The organism is Ruegeria sp. CG4 (assembly GCF_056537185.1).
Window position 1 is genome coordinate 1 of the sequence record NZ_JBQFRB010000017.1, and the last position, 14,585, is coordinate 14,585.

The window sequence follows — 14,585 nt, forward strand, 5'->3', positions numbered from 1 at the left end:
TTGGCGTCGAAGAATTGTTTTCCGCTCAGGCCGACCTTATTCGGGAAATCGCATCCACCCTGAAAATAGTAGTTGAGGAAGAAGAAATCGCTTCGCTTAGGAAACGGCCAACCGATGATCTAGAAGCGTATTGTCCGTCGTCAGGGATTTTGGGACAGATGGCGCTCTGATCTAAGAGAGGATGTGGCTCATCTGGTTGGTTTGATTATGCGGCGGATTTGCGGTGAAGCAAGCGCCGGGTTTCGATGGTCTTTCGTTTGATCCTCTCTCGTTGTTTTAGAATGGTCTGTCCGCGCCCGAAGTAGACATCAGCGGGCGTGAGGTTTTGTAAGCTTTCGTGGTAGCGCCGGTGGTTGTAGTGATCGACGAAAGCATCGATCTGCTGCCTGAGATCACCGGGCAGGTAGTAGTTTTCCAGCAAGATGCGGTTCTTCAAGGTCTGGTGCCAGCGCTCGATCTTTCCCTGAGTTTGCGGATGGTATGGCGCCCCTCGGACATGATCCATTTCCTGATCTTCCAGCCATTCAGCAAGTTTACCAGAGATATAACTGGATCCGTTATCACTGAGCAGGCGCGGTTTGTGCAGCACGGTTGCCTGATCACAGCCCGACGCCTGTAGTGCCAGGTCCAGCGTGTCGGTCACATCCTCGGTCTTCATAGTCGTACAAAGCTTCCAAGCGATGATGTAACGGCTGTAATCGTCCAGGATCGTACTGAGATAGAACCAGCCCCAGCCGATGACCTTCAGGTAAGTGAAGTCGGTCTGCCAGAGTTGGTTCGGCCGTGTGGTCTTGTCCTGGAACTCGTCTGCGGCCGACAAAACCACATAAGCCGGGCTGGTGATCAGATCGTAGGACTTGAGGATGCGATAGACCGAAGCCTCTGACACAAAGTACTTTTCTGTGTCGGTGAAGCGAACAGCTAACTCACGCGGGGAAAGCTCACTTTCCTTCAGTGCCAGGTCCTTGATCTTCTCACGCATTGGCTGCGGAATGCGGTTCCAGACCCGTGAGGGCTTGGGACTACGATCCTCAAGCGCCTCAGGACCACCCGACAGATACCGGTCGTACCAGCGATAGAAGGTGGTCTTCGGGATGCCCAGCTTTTCCAAAGTGCGCTTGGTCGGGAGATGCGAACCTTCGACGAGGCGGATGATCTCCAGCTTTTCAGATGCAGGATACCTCATTCGTCGTCGTCCCCATCTGCGATCATGCTTTTTTTGAGCAAACGCAGTTCCAGGGCCTGTTCTGCAACAACTTCCTTTAGATCACGGGCTTCCCGTCTCAGATCCTTCACTTCGGCGGAAGTTGCCGCACGGGCCGTGTCACCTGCCAGACGTTTCTTGCCGGCTTCCAGAAATTCCTTGGACCAGCTGTAATACAGGCTCTGCGCGATGCCCTCACGACGGCACAGCTCTGCAATGCTGTCCTCGCCTTTAAGGCCGTCCAGCACGATCCTGATCTTCTCTTCTGCGGAATACTGTTTGCGGGTCACACGGCGAATGTCCTTTACGACCTTCTCACCGTGGCTCTGCTTGGTTCCGGGTTTCTTTCTCATCTCCACTCCTTGGCGGTTACGATGAGCCAGAAACCCTCTCTTATCAAATCTACTTAAACTGTCCCATTGGTGCTGACGTCAGACAGTCTTTGTGCAGCCGCACTGCCGTCGGATGGGCGCCCGCATTGGGCTCGATGTTATCATTTTTCAAACGCTAGGAGTGTTCTCTTTGCGGATAAAGCAGAAATCGCTCGATCACTAAAAAGCCTCAGGCGGCTTAGCCAAAGGTCCCCAAGTTTCAGGGTCTGGTAGACCGACACTTGACCATGCTTCTTGCAAAACTTTAGAGTCCGAAGACCTTGTGCGAGGTAAGTCATCCAAAATATCAAACCATGGCATTTTGCTTTCTATTCCAGAGTGGACCGAAGGAGAAAAGTTTTCTGGTTGGTCGAGGCTCGAAGTAAGCAGGACCAGATAGGCCGTTTCTCTTGGCTTAACGAGCTTATAAGTTAGGCTTGCGCCGCATTTGGCACAAAAGCCACGATTTGCTATTGGCGTAGTTGCGAAGTATCGAGGTTCCTCGGTGAGAAATCGAACAGCAGAAGCGGGAAAGGCCGCCCATGCATTAACTGCTGAACCAGAAAATTTTCTGCAACAACTACAATGGCAATACCCTGTGCTTATGGCGGGTGCGTTTATTTCATACCGGACCAACCCACAGATGCAGCCACCTGTCACTAAGGTTTTGGCCAATTCATCTTCATCAAAATCCAGAAAACCCCCTTCTTCGCCGGGTTCTGAAACGGTCATGTAGACATGTATTGGAGTATCAGTGCTCTTGAGTCTTTTGTGACCGCAATCCGCCAGCGGAAGATCTATCTTGCCCGCTATTTGCGCCATTACTTCTCCTGAAACCGCGATTCCACCTGGTTCCGCTATTGCCTCAAGCCGTGCGGCAGTATTTACGCCGTCTCCGAGAATATCGTCGCCGTGTACAACGACATCACCGAGCGAAACTCCGACGCGTAAAATGAGTGGGTCGTCACTGTTCGATTGGCGTGCTTCGCGCGCGCACGCTCGTTGAATGTTGATTGCACAATTGACCGCCTCAAAGACACTCGAGAACTCAGCCAAAAACCCATCGCCAGTAGACTTAAAAACACGACCCCGGTTTGCTTCCACCTGCATGCCGATGATTTCACGTTCTAGTCGAACCAACTTAGCTAATGTTCCGCTTTCATCGCGTGATACCAATCCTGCGAAACCGACTATATCGGTGGCCAGAATGGCCGCTAATTTGCGTTCCATCTCCGTTGCTCCGAGCTAAAAATCTCCAATTGGTGCCTGCTTACTTTAGCATAAAATCGGTCGGAGCGAGCCACGGTGGCTGAGGTGTTAATTTCCAACTTTGAAAGACCGTTCGGGGCTGCGAGCGGTCAATCATGCTCATCGCAGAAAATGGCAGCGCTGAGCCCAAAGCCGAAAGAATCCTATTCTTGCCGAGCTCGTGCCTCGGCCGCCCGTCGAACTGCGAGTACCGCTGTGGCGTAATCTCCCAAAGAAATCCCTCTGAAAGCGAATGCAGCCGGTTTCTCGCTTAAAGTGGTATCGACTGCTCCCGAGACAATTTCCGTCAAATCTCCAGTTACTCGCTGATATGGCAGCATTGGTTTGTCGCTTTCAGATTCCTGTTTTCGGTCGTCAACAATAACGGTTTTGAAAGCGGTCATACCCTTTGGAAGCCACGGAATGCAGGCATCTGTAATGGCGGCGAAGGCAGTCGGCTTTAGCCATCGGGCATCCAGAAAAGGTTCGATGGAATAGTCCAAAGTTATTGATGTCACTACCAGATCGGCATCCCGCAAGGCGTCCTTGGCACTGGTGGCTGTTTGGGCCTCGAGGCCCATATCCCGAGCCCGGCGACAAAGCTTGTCGACATTCGCTTTGCCACGTCCGAACACACGAATGCTTTTCAATGGGAAAACCTCGGAAAACGCAACTAAATGGGAGTGAGCTTGCACGCCGGCCCCAACAAAAGCCACTGTCTCAGCATTTGGATCAGCAAGTCGACGCGCGGCGACGACTGACAGCGCCGCTGTTCTAACAGCCGTTACCCAATTTGCCCCTAAGACTGCCCGGAGAACCCCGGTTTGCCCGTCCATTACCATGATAGCGCCGTTAATCGCAGGGAGCCCCTTTGCCGGATTGTTCGGACACACCGTTACCTGTTTGGTCACGATGAACCCATCATCTCCTACTGCCAAGGTCGACATTGCGTACCGTCCATCCCCGGGCAAAATGGCTGTCTTGGGGGACGTATGAAGCTGCTTACTTGCCTTGGCTATCAGCGCAGATTCAATCGCGTCAGCAACTTCCGAAGGTTGGATACCTAAACCTTCCAAGTCTTTGTCAGAAAGATAAGTAATTTTGCTTTCAGAAGTCATGTTGGCGCCGCTCCATTTTACAACCCGGCTTCCCGATTAGGCTATCAAATTGCGTGTTAACATAAGCTTTGGGTGTCTAGATTGGGACTTCACTCGAGTACATTATTCGTTGCACTGGGATTTCTGTTTTCATGCTTACGGTCTCAAGTTGTCTCAAGCCAGTTGAGTTTGAAAATTGTATGCTCTCCTTCGAGACCTTTAAGCGGAACAGTCATTTGCTCGGCAAACTGAAACTCCTGTGATCCGCCCACCATGATCCGTGTGGCATCCGAGACGCGGATGTCACTTGGTGCTGCCAGGGCGGCTATACGTGCTGCTTTGTTGACAACAGTCCCGAAGTGATCAGCATCAGAAGTTATCACTTCGCCGGTATGCAAGCCGATGCGAACCCGCAACTTTGGCTCGTTTGTTTCCGCCGCGTTCGCCTGTTGAATATTTTGAGCTGCCAGCAATGCTGCCCTTGCAGAAGCAAAAGACGACATCACCCCGTCTCCCAGTGATTTCACCGTACGTCCACCACTCCCGACGATCTGCGTTTCGACAAGTCGCAGATGTCTTCCGAGGGCGTCGCTCCAAAGCGTATCACCTATAGCCTCAGCGATTTTTGTGCTGTCCGCGATATCGGTGAACATGATGGTCGCTATACCACTTTGGCCGAGTTCATGGGGTGTAGAGAGGGCGGCATCAAGCAGTTCCTCAAAGCCTCTGGCCTCATACCCAAATCCCTCTACGTTGTTGACCGGTAGGGAATTGTGAACGTGCACAATCTTCCAGGATCCTTTGTCGAGTTTCAGAATGACCGTAGAACGTAGGTGCGCGATCTGTCCTGTTTCAATACCCTCAATGCTTGCTTCCCATTCGACCCAACCGAGTGATCCGCATTCAAATCCTCTCAGGTCTTTTGGGTGCCACTTGAACCGTGGATCCTCACCGATGTATTGCTCCATACCGCGACGCAGCGCATCGCCTTTCCAAGCCTCGCCGTGTGCTGAGCCAAAGTATGACAGGGCAGCGTCATCAGAAAAAAGATGTGCCACCGTCTCTCCATCGCCCCGACCGTAGGCGTTGATCCATCGTGCCACTATAGCGGCGAGTTCCGAAGAGGGGCTGATCGTATCTCTCATGCCAAAACCGTCGCGTCGACGGCCAGAAAACTACTTCGAAAAACATGACCTTCGCACGTCCAGTTCCTTTTGAAGCGTGTCATGGCATAACCTTTTCCCGAGATCTCCATTTCTGAGGTCCTGTCAGTGTAGGCCAAGCCGGAGCGGCTATAAAGACAACCCGTTTCAATACCAAACTGATAACAAAAACACTTCAAGTCTACTTCTTCCGACCCATCGCGAAAGAGCCTGCAACACCCAAAACGGTGTTCATACAAACAATTGCTTGGAACTGAGGTGCCCGGATCGGTTTTGATCCAAAACAAGGCTTTGAGTCTTTTGAGACACTAAACTCTGCGCCAGAAACCCTGTTTCAGGTGAAACGCTATGACCAAAAACCTATCGGTTTTTCTTATTTTGGCTGGTTTAGTAATTGCTGGTGCGTTGCTGTATTTCGTTGTTGCCGAGGATGGCGATGAATTGCCGGTCGGATTTGTGCAAGGAAACGGGCGGGTTGAAGCGGAACAAGTCGAAATAGCACCAACTAATGCAGGTCGGGTTGCGAAGGTAACGGCAACAGAGGGCAGTATGGTTGCAGCCGGTCAAATCCTGGCCGAAATGGACATAGACGAGTTATCTGCGGCCCTGGACCGGGCTAGAGCCGAAGTAGCCTTGGCAAATCAGACAAGGGCCGAAGCAGAAGCGCTCGTTGTGCAACGCGAAAGCGAACAGCGCAGGGCCGAGCAAGAGCTTGATCGTGCCACGGCGTTGCTGGCAGGACAAAACATCTCCAAAACTATTTTTGAAGATCGCGATACCACTCATAAGGTTGCTACAGCAGTATTAGGCGCCGCCAAAGCCCGAGTTGCAACCGCGGAAAGCCGTATTGCTGCCGCTGAGGCGGAAGTGCGTAGGATTGAGGCACAGATTGAAGACAGCGCTCTAGTGGCACCTTTGCCCGGACGCGTGCTTTACCGGCTTGCAGAACCCGGAGAGGTGGTTGGCGCGGGCGAACCAATCCTGACTATTCTTGGCCTTGAGAATGTTTACATGGAAGTTTTTCTTCCGGCGCGTGAAGCCGGACTTTTGCCCATTGGAGCTGAGGCTCGCATCGTGCTCGACGCTTTGCCGGAATATGCAATACCTGCTTACGTGAGCTTTGTTTCTCCCGAGGCACAATTCACCCCCAAACAGGTCGAGACCCTGGATGAGCGAGAGCAACTGGTTTTTCGCGTTCGCGTCCGTATCCCAATAGACTTGGTTGAAAGTCGGATTGAGCACGTCAAAACCGGTCTGCGCGGTGTCGCTGTGATCCGGCTGAACCCAGCCGCTGCTTGGCCTGAGGCGCTTGAACAACGCATCCCAGAAGAGCTGTTCGAATGAGAGTAGAGGATGACGCCTGCGATATTCACATTTCAGGTGTTACGCACCGTTATCGCAAGCATGTTGCATTGGATTCTGTTTCGTTAGAACTGCCAGGCGGCCAGCTGGTTGGCTTTATCGGGCCGGATGGGGTGGGAAAGTCTACACTGCTTGGTTTGATCACCGGCGCAAAGAAACTGCAATCCGGAAATATCGACGTTCTAGGCGGCCCGATTGGCGATTCCGGTCATCGGCACAGCATTTGCCCAGCCATCGCTTTCATGCCGCAAGGGTTGGGTCGAAACCTGTATACGGAGCTGTCTGTACGCGAGAACCTCGAGTTCTTCTCAGGTCTCTTTGCTCAAGGGTATTCAGAGCGGGATGACCGTATCGCAGCGCTATTGGCTGCGACAGGGCTTGCGCAGTTTGAAGACCGTCTGATGGGCAAACTCTCGGGTGGGATGAAGCAAAAACTAGGCCTTTGCTGTGCATTAATCCATGACCCCAAACTTTTGGTTTTGGATGAGCCAACGACCGGGGTCGACCCGTTGTCGCGTCGGCAGTTCTGGGCTTTGATCGATGCAATCCGAGTAAAAAGCCCTGAACTGTCGGTATTGGTTTCAACGGCGTACATGGAAGAAGCCGACGGTTTTGACCGGATTGTCGCGATGGACGCGGGTCAAGTCATCTTTCATGGGAAGCCCGCCGAATTGAAAGGAAGTGATGTCGACCTCGAAATTGCATATCGGCGTCTGAGAGCAAGGGAGTTGCCTGTCGAACCGGCGGGGAAAAACAAATCGAATGGGCAGATCGAAGCAAGCCCAGTGATAGTTGCGCGTGGACTGACACGACGCTTTGGTGATTTCACGGCCGTAGACAACGTCGACTTCACAATCAATCGCGGAGAGATATTCGGGTTTCTCGGATCAAACGGTTGCGGCAAGTCCACGACAATGAAGATGCTGACTGGCTTGTTACCTTCAAGCTCAGGTGAAGCACTGTTATTTGGCAATCCTGTCGATGCGTATGATCGCAAAATGAGGCGTGAAATAGGCTACATGAGCCAGGCCTTTTCCTTGTATGGCGAGTTGTCGGTACATCAGAACTTACAATTGCATGCGCGGATATTTGCAATTGCCGACCGAGAACAACGTGTTTCGGAACTCACTGAGCGCTTTGGGCTCGAAGAGCACCGGCATACGTTGGCGACGGCACTGCCTCTAGGGATCAAACAGCGACTGTCGCTAGCCGTAGCAGTGATCCACCGTCCGCGGGTGCTAATACTCGACGAACCAACATCCGGTGTGGATCCAGAGGCACGCGATTCCTTCTGGGACTTGTTGATTGAGCTGTCGCGAAATGAGTCGGTAACGATCTTTGTGTCCACCCATTTCATGGGTGAGGCGGAACGCTGTGATCGCGTTTCGTTTATGCATGCTGGTAGAGTTCTAGCGGAAGGTACTCCGGCTGAACTGATCACCGTTGAAGGGGCGGAAAACCTTGAAGACGCCTTCATTTCGATATTGGAAGCAGCAGAAAAACCAGTCTCTGTTGTCGCGCCAGAGGTCGGTTTTAGGGCCAGATCCCACGCCGGGGGAGGAGCGTTTTCTGGTGTATTGGCTTATGCGCGGCGCGAGACTGTTGAAGTAGCTCGTGACCCGGTGCGTCTGGCTTTCGCGTTTCTGGGTTCTGCTATTCTAATGTTGGTTTTTTGCTTTGGAATTACGCTGGATATCGATGAGCTTGAATTCGCGGTACTTGACCTTTCTCAGGGGCCGGAGAGTCGTGCTTATTCGGCTGAATTCGCCGGATCGTCCTATTTTAAAGCCACATCGCCGCTGCAAAGCGCAAGCGAAGGGCGCGACCGTCTAGTGGCAGGTGAGGTCTCTCTGGTTGTTGAGTTGCCACCTGACTTTGACCGAAAGATGAGTACGGGTGAACCGACCCAGATACTAGCAACTGTAGACGGCGCTATCCCATTTAAGGGTGAGACGGTTGAAGGATATGTTTCCGGATTGCACCGATCATTTCTAGAGGAATATGCCCTTAACAACGGCAAAAGCCAGATAGATATCGCCAGGATCGAACCCCGGTTTCGCTACAATCAGAGCTTTGAAAGCATCGCCGCGATGGCTCCGGCAATGCCTGCTATCTTACTGATTATGCTGCCAGCTGTTTTGACTGCCGTAAGCGTAGCAAGGGAACGAGAGCTGGGGTCAGTTGTCAATTTCTACGTGACACCAACCACGCGGCTTGAATTTCTAGTCGGCAAACAAATTCCGTACATATTGATCGCCTACGCAAATTTTCTGCTTTTGGCCGGAATGACCGTTTTTCTTTTTGGGGTGCCGTTAAAAGGAAATCCTTTCCCTTTGGCTGTTGGTGCCCTTCTTTACGTTTGGGCAACAACATCCTACGGGTTATTGATCGCTACAATGACATCCAGTCAGGTGGCCGCCACATTTGCAACTGCCATCGCCTCAGTTGTCCCAACAATCCAGTTCTCAGGTCTGTTGCAACCTGTTTCAACGCTTGAAGGAGGCGCACAAGTGGTGGGTTCTCTTTGGCCTTCCTCATATTTCCTACACCTAAACGTTGGTGCTTTCACCAAAGGTTTGGGTTGGGAGGCCCTTGCGCCAGACATTCTGGCCCTCGCCTGCTTCGGACCCGTTCTGACACTGATCGCAGCCCTATGTCTTCGGGCTCAGGAGAAGTGAATGCAGCGCTTCTACTGCATATTCTGGCTAGGCTTGAAGGAAGTGATGAGCCTGCGCCGTGATTGGGTGATGATGGCCTTGTTGGTTTGGTCTTTTACGCTGGCCCCGATCATGGAAGCAACGGGAGTGGCAAGTTCTGTAAACAACGCCTCGATAGCGTTTGCGGATGAAGACGACTCGCCACTTTCTCGAGCACTTGCCACAGCGTTTTTTCCACCAGAGTTCCAACCGGTCGTCCAAATCGAACCCGGAAAAGGACCTGCGTACATGGATGCCGGGCGCTTTATTTTCGTTGTGGCTGTGCCCCCCGGATTCGAAAAGGATTTGCGCGCAGGGCGCAGTCCGGAGATTCAAGTTCTTATTGACGCAACCGCAATGGAACAGGCCGGTATTGGCGCAAACTACATCGCCAGTATCTTGAGCGCTGAAATACATCGCTATGCAATTGGTATCGATCTAGTAGATGCTCCCTTAATCAGTGTCATTCTAAGAAGCGCCTTCAACCCAAATAGAGATACGGTACGTTTTGCCGGTATCGTTGCTTTGATTGGCCAGATCATGTGGCTCACAACTATTTTGACCGGAGCTGCGATGATCAGAGAACGAGAGCACGGGACTATTGAACATCTCCTGGCCATGCCGCTTGCTCCTTTTGATATTGCCATTGCCAAAATTTGGGCGAATGCAGCAGTGGTTTTGGTCGCCGCTGGTCTTTCACTAACCTTTGTGATGCAGGGTTCTCTGGGCATTAGTATCGCTGGATCCAAGATGTTGTTTTTGGTTGGCACGGCGTTGTTTCTTTTTACTGCGACGGCGCTTGGGGTGTTTCTGGCAACCATTGCACGCTCTATGGCGCAGTTCGCGCTTCTGGTCATGTTGATTGTGCTGCCAATGCTAATGTTGTCAGGTGGAGAGACCCCAATTGAAGGGCAACCGGCGTGGTTGCAGGCAGGTACTTTGGTTCTGCCGTCACGCCATTACATGTCAGCAAGTCAGGCTATTGTTTTCAAAGGCGCTGGTATTGAGACTGTCTGGCCGGAATTCGTCTGGATGACGTTGTTAGGAATTGCTTTGTTACTAATGAGCCTACGGCTTTTTCGGCGTTCTCTTGCTCAGATCAGTTAGCGCTCCAATCTGTTGCCTGTGACAGATTGGAGCGCTAGCTGATCTGCCTCAGAAGACAGTTTGGAAATCTGCTCGGCAGAGGTCAGGGCATCAGCGATTGTCTAAGCGTTAACTTCACTATCTATAGTCATATTCGCATTTAAATCGCCGACGGCTGGATTGCGGTGCAATCGAGGTTTTAAAGGGCCATAGTCGCAAACTCAAAGGGTCGTACAGAAATTGCCGATTCCTTCTGCATCAAACGGGCAAGTCCAAGGCGTTCAAGCGACAAAAATCTCCGCCCGTTTCCGCACCCCAATTGGTACTAGCGGTTCGATTGCAATTTAGAGCGACGAGATGGCCTTGATCACTGCTTTTCGGCTCTGAACAGCGCCGGTTTGTAGATACTCCATTGCTTTGAGAGCAGCTTCATGGGCTTGGACAGATGACCCTCCAACGCAATCTTCTACTACGCGGCAGAAGTAGTCTGATTGGTGGCCATCGACGAATGTGTAGTGCACACAAACATCTGTCAGCCCGCCGCACAACAAAAGTGTGTCTACCTTTAAACCTCGCAGCAGGATTTCGAAATCGGTGCCAAAAAATGCAGAATACCGTCGCTTTGGTACGATGTAGTCACCTTTGCGATATCCCATCTCATCTTTTGCAACTTCCGTTCTTGGATCACCTTCGAGACAGTGTATGTCTTCGTCACCATCCAGTTCACGGCCGAAGTCTATCCTATCGGGACGATGGACTTCTTGGATGAAAATGACTGGCACATTGTAATCATGTGCGGCATCAACCAAATCACGCGCAGCGATCATGCGCTCTTTGTAGCCCGGCATGTTGTCGATGGAGCGTACTTCGCTGTCATCAATAAACGTGCTCTTTTGAATGTCGATTACGATTAGGGCAGGTCTACCCTCGATCAGTTTCCTGGCTTGTTTGGTTTTAGTTGTCATGTTCGACCTCTAATTTGCCAGGTCGTCCTGAAAAAAACTCCCTTGCTTGGCCGGGTCGTCCCAGCGGGCAGATCAAAGTTGACTAAATGTGCAACTGATTACGGTCAAGGGTGTGCTGCGTTGTTGTGGAATGAAAAGCATGTGTCCGCGCCTGGGGCAACATTGACCGCAAAGCTGCCGCCAGGGGTAAGTGCAGTGAGTGTCTGCGCCGAGCGCAGATTGAGCAATGATGCGAGCAAAACCGACGGCGGCTATACAACTTGACCCATCGTTCATAGTGTAACTGCATGAACAGATTTCGAAATGCCCAACCCTCTGATGCAATTCGATGCTTTGAGATCGAGACTGATGCCTATGAAGGCGACGAAGCAGCTACCCTCGAAAAGATAGTAAAGAGAATCGAGGTCTATCCCGATGGTTTTCTCATTCTTGAAATCGAAGGTGAGATTGTTGGTTTTGTGAATTGCGGATGTGCGTACAACGTTGAAATGTCTGACGAGGAATTCAAAGAACTTGTAGGGCATGACCCCGACGCGTCAAATGTCGTTATTATGTCTGTCGTCGTGGATCCGGCGCATCAAGGAAAAGGCCTATCGCGGGCACTGATGACAGAATTCGCCGGCCGCATGAGAAAAATGGGCAAATCCGCGATCTACCTTATGTGCAAAGAGCATCATCTCCCGCTTTATCAGAGATTTGGGTACAACTATCTTCGCCCATCAACCTCTGATCATGGAGGAATGACTTGGCACGAAATGTCCATGCGACTTTGACACGTTGGTTGGTTGAGCCACGGTGAGCGGACATTCGACCTTGCGACAGGATGTCCGTTTCGGCCGCGGAGTGGGCAGTCATGCTAGTGCAACAGCCGCCCGCTATGAGCCCGCTCCAGTATTTTTTGATGCTGAGTGGCGCGAATATGGAGCTGTTCGACAGCCATCGGATAAAACCGGATGGTCATCTCAGAATTGATCCGTCACCTTGACCGTTCCCGGCAATTCTTCACTGAAACAGCAACACATGATTACCCAGTAACGAGGCTGATCAGCGAAGCCATGGACGCAGGAGTGATCCGAAAGGCTGACCCGGTTTTTGCGACCAACCAACTTCTTGCGCTTGTCAAAAATTTCTTCTTTTGGCCTGAGTACTTCCTCGGCCAGAACCCGACGCCAAAGGACGTGCTGGACGATTGTGTCACGATGTTTCTGAAACACTACAAAGCGGACGTTTGATCGTTTGCCGCGAAGGGTAGGAAAGTCCGCATCTATCCCAAAACGGGCTTCTTTGCTTCTCACTAATCCGGCAATCCTGCGGCTTTCAGGCCCGCAACGATTTTTTGTCTGTGCTCTTGCTTTGCGTAGGGTAATTGGGAACTGAGGGTGGATACCGTAGCCACAGGGATCAGTCCGAGAAGTTTCAAGCCGGCGTCCTCTGCTTCCCGCAATTTACCCTGCGCAGTTTTTACCGCCGACAAAAAAATGTAGTTCATAGGAAATTGAGGAGCGTTACGTATTGCCGCCTGCAAATATTCGACAGCTTCTTCATAGCGGTCAAGCTGCAACATCAGGTGACCATAATTCAGAAGGTAAATGGGTGGGGTATGCGGTTCTAACCGCATTGCTCGGTCCATCGGAGCAATTGCCAGCTCCGGAGTTCCCGCGTAGATAAGTGAAGAAGCCTGCCACAAATGTCCATCCGAGGAATTGGGATCCAGTGATAGAGCTGTTTCATGCTCAGAAAGAGCTCTTTCGAATCCCTCACCCCACATATGCATCCAGCCCAGAAACGCGTGAGCTGCCGCTAGCTTAGGATCGATCTTAGCGGCATGTTCCGCCCAGCCAAAGCTTCGTCGAACGCGTTGTGCTGGGTGTTCCATTTGAAGAACCAAGCGTGGAATTTTAGATAGCTTCTAACAGCCATTGCATAAGCGAAGCTTGGGTCAGCTTCTAATGCCTTGGTGAACAGTAATTGCGCGTCAGCGTTGGCTTGCGGACCCGGCTCACGATAGCGCAATCGCCCTCTAAGAAACCAGTCACGCGCTTCAGTATTCTCTGTGTATTGACTGCCAAGACGCTTTTCCTCACCTTCCCGTAACTGAATAGACAGCGCGTCGACAATTTCTCTTGTAATCTCGTCTTGCAGGTCAAAGACATCTTCTAACGTTCCGTCTCTGCGATTGGCCCATACGTGGGTTCCATTTGCGGTTTCAATCAGCTGCGCATTCATACGAACCCGATTGCCTGCCTTGCGTATACTGCCCTCAAGGACATAGCGCACACCCAACTCCTTACCGACGCGTCGCAGATCCACTGCCTTGCCTTTGTAAGCAAAAGAAGAGTTGCGACCGATGACTAACAAGCCAGACAATTTTGAAAGGTCGGTGATCAGATCCTCTGTCATGCCGTCTGCGAAGTACTCCTGCTCGGTATCACCTGACATATTGTCAAACGGTAATACCGCGATAGACGGAGTGTCTGGCAGACTAGGAGTTGAAATCAGCTCTGACTCAGAAGTGGATTCTTGATTAGTTGCTTCATTGTTTGCCGAGCCCACCCATTTCCAGACGCGGATCGGCTCTGCAATGTTTTTTACTTTCTGTTCACCCGCGTCGTGAAACGGCACATCCAGACGGTGCTTGATCTGTTCATAGACCAAAGCCGAAATGCAGATCCCACCAGGATCTGACAACGTTTCTAGCCTTGAGGCCACGTTGACTCCATCGCCTTGAATGTCGTCGCCCTCCACCACGACGTCGCCGATATTGATGCCAACGCGAAAAGCAATCCCCTCATCAACTGGAGAATCTCTGTTGCGTGAATGGATAGACTTTTGAACATCGTAGGCGCATGAAACAGCTTCGACAGCGCTTGCAAACTCAGTAAGTACTCCGTCGCCCATCCATTTGACGACCCGACCTTCGTGTTTTGCAAAGGCTGGCTCGATGACGTTTTCCCGTAGTTGTCGCAATTGCTCCAACGTCCGCTCTTCATTAGAGCGGACAAGGCGCGAATAACCCACGACATCTGCTGCAAGTATTGCAGCAAGTCTTCGTTTCATGCCCGCACCTCCCTAAACGCTGAAGCCTAGATTCAGAAACAACTGAAATCCAGTTTTTGATTGTATCTTCCGCTCAACAAGATTGCGGCGCCCAAGCTAAATACTATCGGTGACCACGGGGTTTTGGAGCAACGATGCCGTGATAGGGAAAATTATTTCCAGCGCTGCGTTTTGAGCCGACTTCAAACTAGAAGTCACAACGAATTTTCGAGCGGACGGCAGCACTTGATACTTTCCAGTGCGCATCGAATTTATCCTGCATTTTCAATGTTTCGAAGGTTGCGCAGAAGAATGTCGGCTTTGTCCGCATTGCGGTCGTTCGCCCAATCGGAACGG

12 protein-coding genes are annotated in these 14,585 nt (G+C 51.5%); 5 read left to right on the forward strand and 7 right to left on the reverse strand.

Annotated features, from left to right (window positions below; genetic code table 11):
* Positions 1-205: 205 nt before the first annotated feature.
* From ACR0J2_RS23760 to ACR0J2_RS23775, 4 genes are all read right to left on the reverse strand, one after another.
* Positions 206-1,557, reverse strand: a protein-coding gene (locus ACR0J2_RS23760; protein ID WP_480814077.1) for an IS3 family transposase whose coding sequence is annotated in 2 segments (ribosomal slippage) — positions 206-1,221 and positions 1,221-1,557 — 1,353 coding nt in all. Because the reading frame shifts where the segments join, the coding sequence is not laid out codon by codon here.
* 198 nt (positions 1,558-1,755) lie between these two features.
* Positions 1,756-2,805 (reverse strand): GFA family protein, encoded by a 1,050-nt coding sequence (locus ACR0J2_RS23765; protein ID WP_480814078.1) that lies wholly within the window; start codon positions 2,803-2,805, stop codon positions 1,756-1,758.
* A gap of 182 nt (positions 2,806-2,987) precedes the next feature.
* Complete coding sequence (locus tag ACR0J2_RS23770; protein ID WP_170804870.1) at positions 2,988-3,941, reverse strand: ornithine cyclodeaminase family protein; 954 nt, start codon at positions 3,939-3,941, stop codon at positions 2,988-2,990.
* Between the two features lie 143 nt (positions 3,942-4,084).
* Positions 4,085-5,065, reverse strand: a complete 981-nt coding sequence (locus ACR0J2_RS23775) for a nuclear transport factor 2 family protein (RefSeq protein WP_480814079.1) — start codon at positions 5,063-5,065, stop codon at positions 4,085-4,087.
* 366 nt (positions 5,066-5,431) lie between these two features.
* On the opposite strand from ACR0J2_RS23775, the gene ACR0J2_RS23780 reads away from it, so the two are divergent.
* Genes ACR0J2_RS23780 through ACR0J2_RS23790 form a run of 3 tightly spaced genes read left to right on the forward strand, consistent with a single transcriptional unit; the run spans position 5,432 to position 10,248 of the window.
* Positions 5,432-6,427: an HlyD family secretion protein gene (locus tag ACR0J2_RS23780; protein WP_480814080.1), complete on the forward strand. Its 996-nt coding sequence runs from the start codon at positions 5,432-5,434 to the stop codon at positions 6,425-6,427.
* Positions 6,424-9,123 (forward strand): ribosome-associated ATPase/putative transporter RbbA, encoded by a 2,700-nt coding sequence (gene rbbA, locus ACR0J2_RS23785; RefSeq protein ID WP_480814081.1) that lies wholly within the window; start codon positions 6,424-6,426, stop codon positions 9,121-9,123. The genes ACR0J2_RS23780 and rbbA overlap by 4 nt, the downstream gene beginning before the upstream one ends.
* A complete protein-coding gene (locus tag ACR0J2_RS23790; protein WP_480814082.1) occupies positions 9,124-10,248 on the forward strand; it encodes an ABC transporter permease in 1,125 nt (374 codons plus the stop codon).
* Between the two features lie 323 nt (positions 10,249-10,571).
* On the opposite strand, the gene ACR0J2_RS23795 is transcribed toward ACR0J2_RS23790, so the two are convergent.
* On the reverse strand, positions 10,572-11,192 hold the full coding sequence (locus tag ACR0J2_RS23795) for a cysteine hydrolase family protein (protein ID WP_480814083.1): 621 nt from the start codon (positions 11,190-11,192) through the stop codon (positions 10,572-10,574).
* A 287-nt stretch (positions 11,193-11,479) separates the two neighbouring features.
* Between ACR0J2_RS23795 and ACR0J2_RS23800 the strand changes: the two genes are divergently transcribed.
* Both ACR0J2_RS23800 and ACR0J2_RS23805 read left to right on the forward strand, forming a co-directional pair.
* Positions 11,480-11,965, forward strand: a complete 486-nt coding sequence (locus tag ACR0J2_RS23800; RefSeq protein WP_480714554.1) for a GNAT family N-acetyltransferase — start codon at positions 11,480-11,482, stop codon at positions 11,963-11,965.
* 180 nt (positions 11,966-12,145) lie between these two features.
* Positions 12,146-12,424: a TetR/AcrR family transcriptional regulator C-terminal domain-containing protein gene (locus ACR0J2_RS23805; protein ID WP_170682868.1), complete on the forward strand. Its 279-nt coding sequence runs from the start codon at positions 12,146-12,148 to the stop codon at positions 12,422-12,424.
* A 62-nt stretch (positions 12,425-12,486) separates the two neighbouring features.
* Here the strand turns inward: ACR0J2_RS23805 and ACR0J2_RS23810 are convergent, their stop codons facing one another.
* Entirely contained in the window at positions 12,487-13,068 is a 582-nt protein-coding gene (locus tag ACR0J2_RS23810) for a tetratricopeptide repeat protein (RefSeq protein ID WP_480814084.1), read from the reverse strand.
* Positions 12,993-14,249 carry an adenylate/guanylate cyclase domain-containing protein gene (locus tag ACR0J2_RS23815; protein ID WP_480814085.1) on the reverse strand — a complete coding sequence of 419 codons (1,257 nt, stop codon included), beginning with the start codon at positions 14,247-14,249 and terminating at the stop codon, positions 12,993-12,995. Before ACR0J2_RS23815 ends, ACR0J2_RS23810 begins: the two co-directional genes overlap by 76 nt.
* Positions 14,250-14,585: the final 336 nt, after the last annotated feature.

What these genes read in the sequence shown, in the direction of transcription:
- ACR0J2_RS23765 (WP_480814078.1), bottom strand. Translation starts at nt 2,805, where the DNA reads ATGGAACGCAAATTAGCGGCCATTCTGGCCACCGATATAGTCGGTTTC.
- ACR0J2_RS23770 (WP_170804870.1), bottom strand. Translation starts at nt 3,941, where the DNA reads ATGACTTCTGAAAGCAAAATTACTTATCTTTCTGACAAAGACTTGGAA.
- ACR0J2_RS23775 (WP_480814079.1), bottom strand. Translation starts at nt 5,065, where the DNA reads ATGAGAGATACGATCAGCCCCTCTTCGGAACTCGCCGCTATAGTGGCA.
- ACR0J2_RS23780 (WP_480814080.1), top strand. Translation starts at nt 5,432, where the DNA reads ATGACCAAAAACCTATCGGTTTTTCTTATTTTGGCTGGTTTAGTAATT.
- rbbA (WP_480814081.1), top strand. Translation starts at nt 6,424, where the DNA reads ATGAGAGTAGAGGATGACGCCTGCGATATTCACATTTCAGGTGTTACG.
- ACR0J2_RS23790 (WP_480814082.1), top strand. Translation starts at nt 9,124, where the DNA reads ATGCAGCGCTTCTACTGCATATTCTGGCTAGGCTTGAAGGAAGTGATG.
- ACR0J2_RS23795 (WP_480814083.1), bottom strand. Translation starts at nt 11,192, where the DNA reads ATGACAACTAAAACCAAACAAGCCAGGAAACTGATCGAGGGTAGACCT.
- ACR0J2_RS23800 (WP_480714554.1), top strand. Translation starts at nt 11,480, where the DNA reads ATGAACAGATTTCGAAATGCCCAACCCTCTGATGCAATTCGATGCTTT.
- ACR0J2_RS23805 (WP_170682868.1), top strand. Translation starts at nt 12,146, where the DNA reads ATGGTCATCTCAGAATTGATCCGTCACCTTGACCGTTCCCGGCAATTC.
- ACR0J2_RS23810 (WP_480814084.1), bottom strand. Translation starts at nt 13,068, where the DNA reads ATGGAACACCCAGCACAACGCGTTCGACGAAGCTTTGGCTGGGCGGAA.
- ACR0J2_RS23815 (WP_480814085.1), bottom strand. Translation starts at nt 14,249, where the DNA reads ATGAAACGAAGACTTGCTGCAATACTTGCAGCAGATGTCGTGGGTTAT.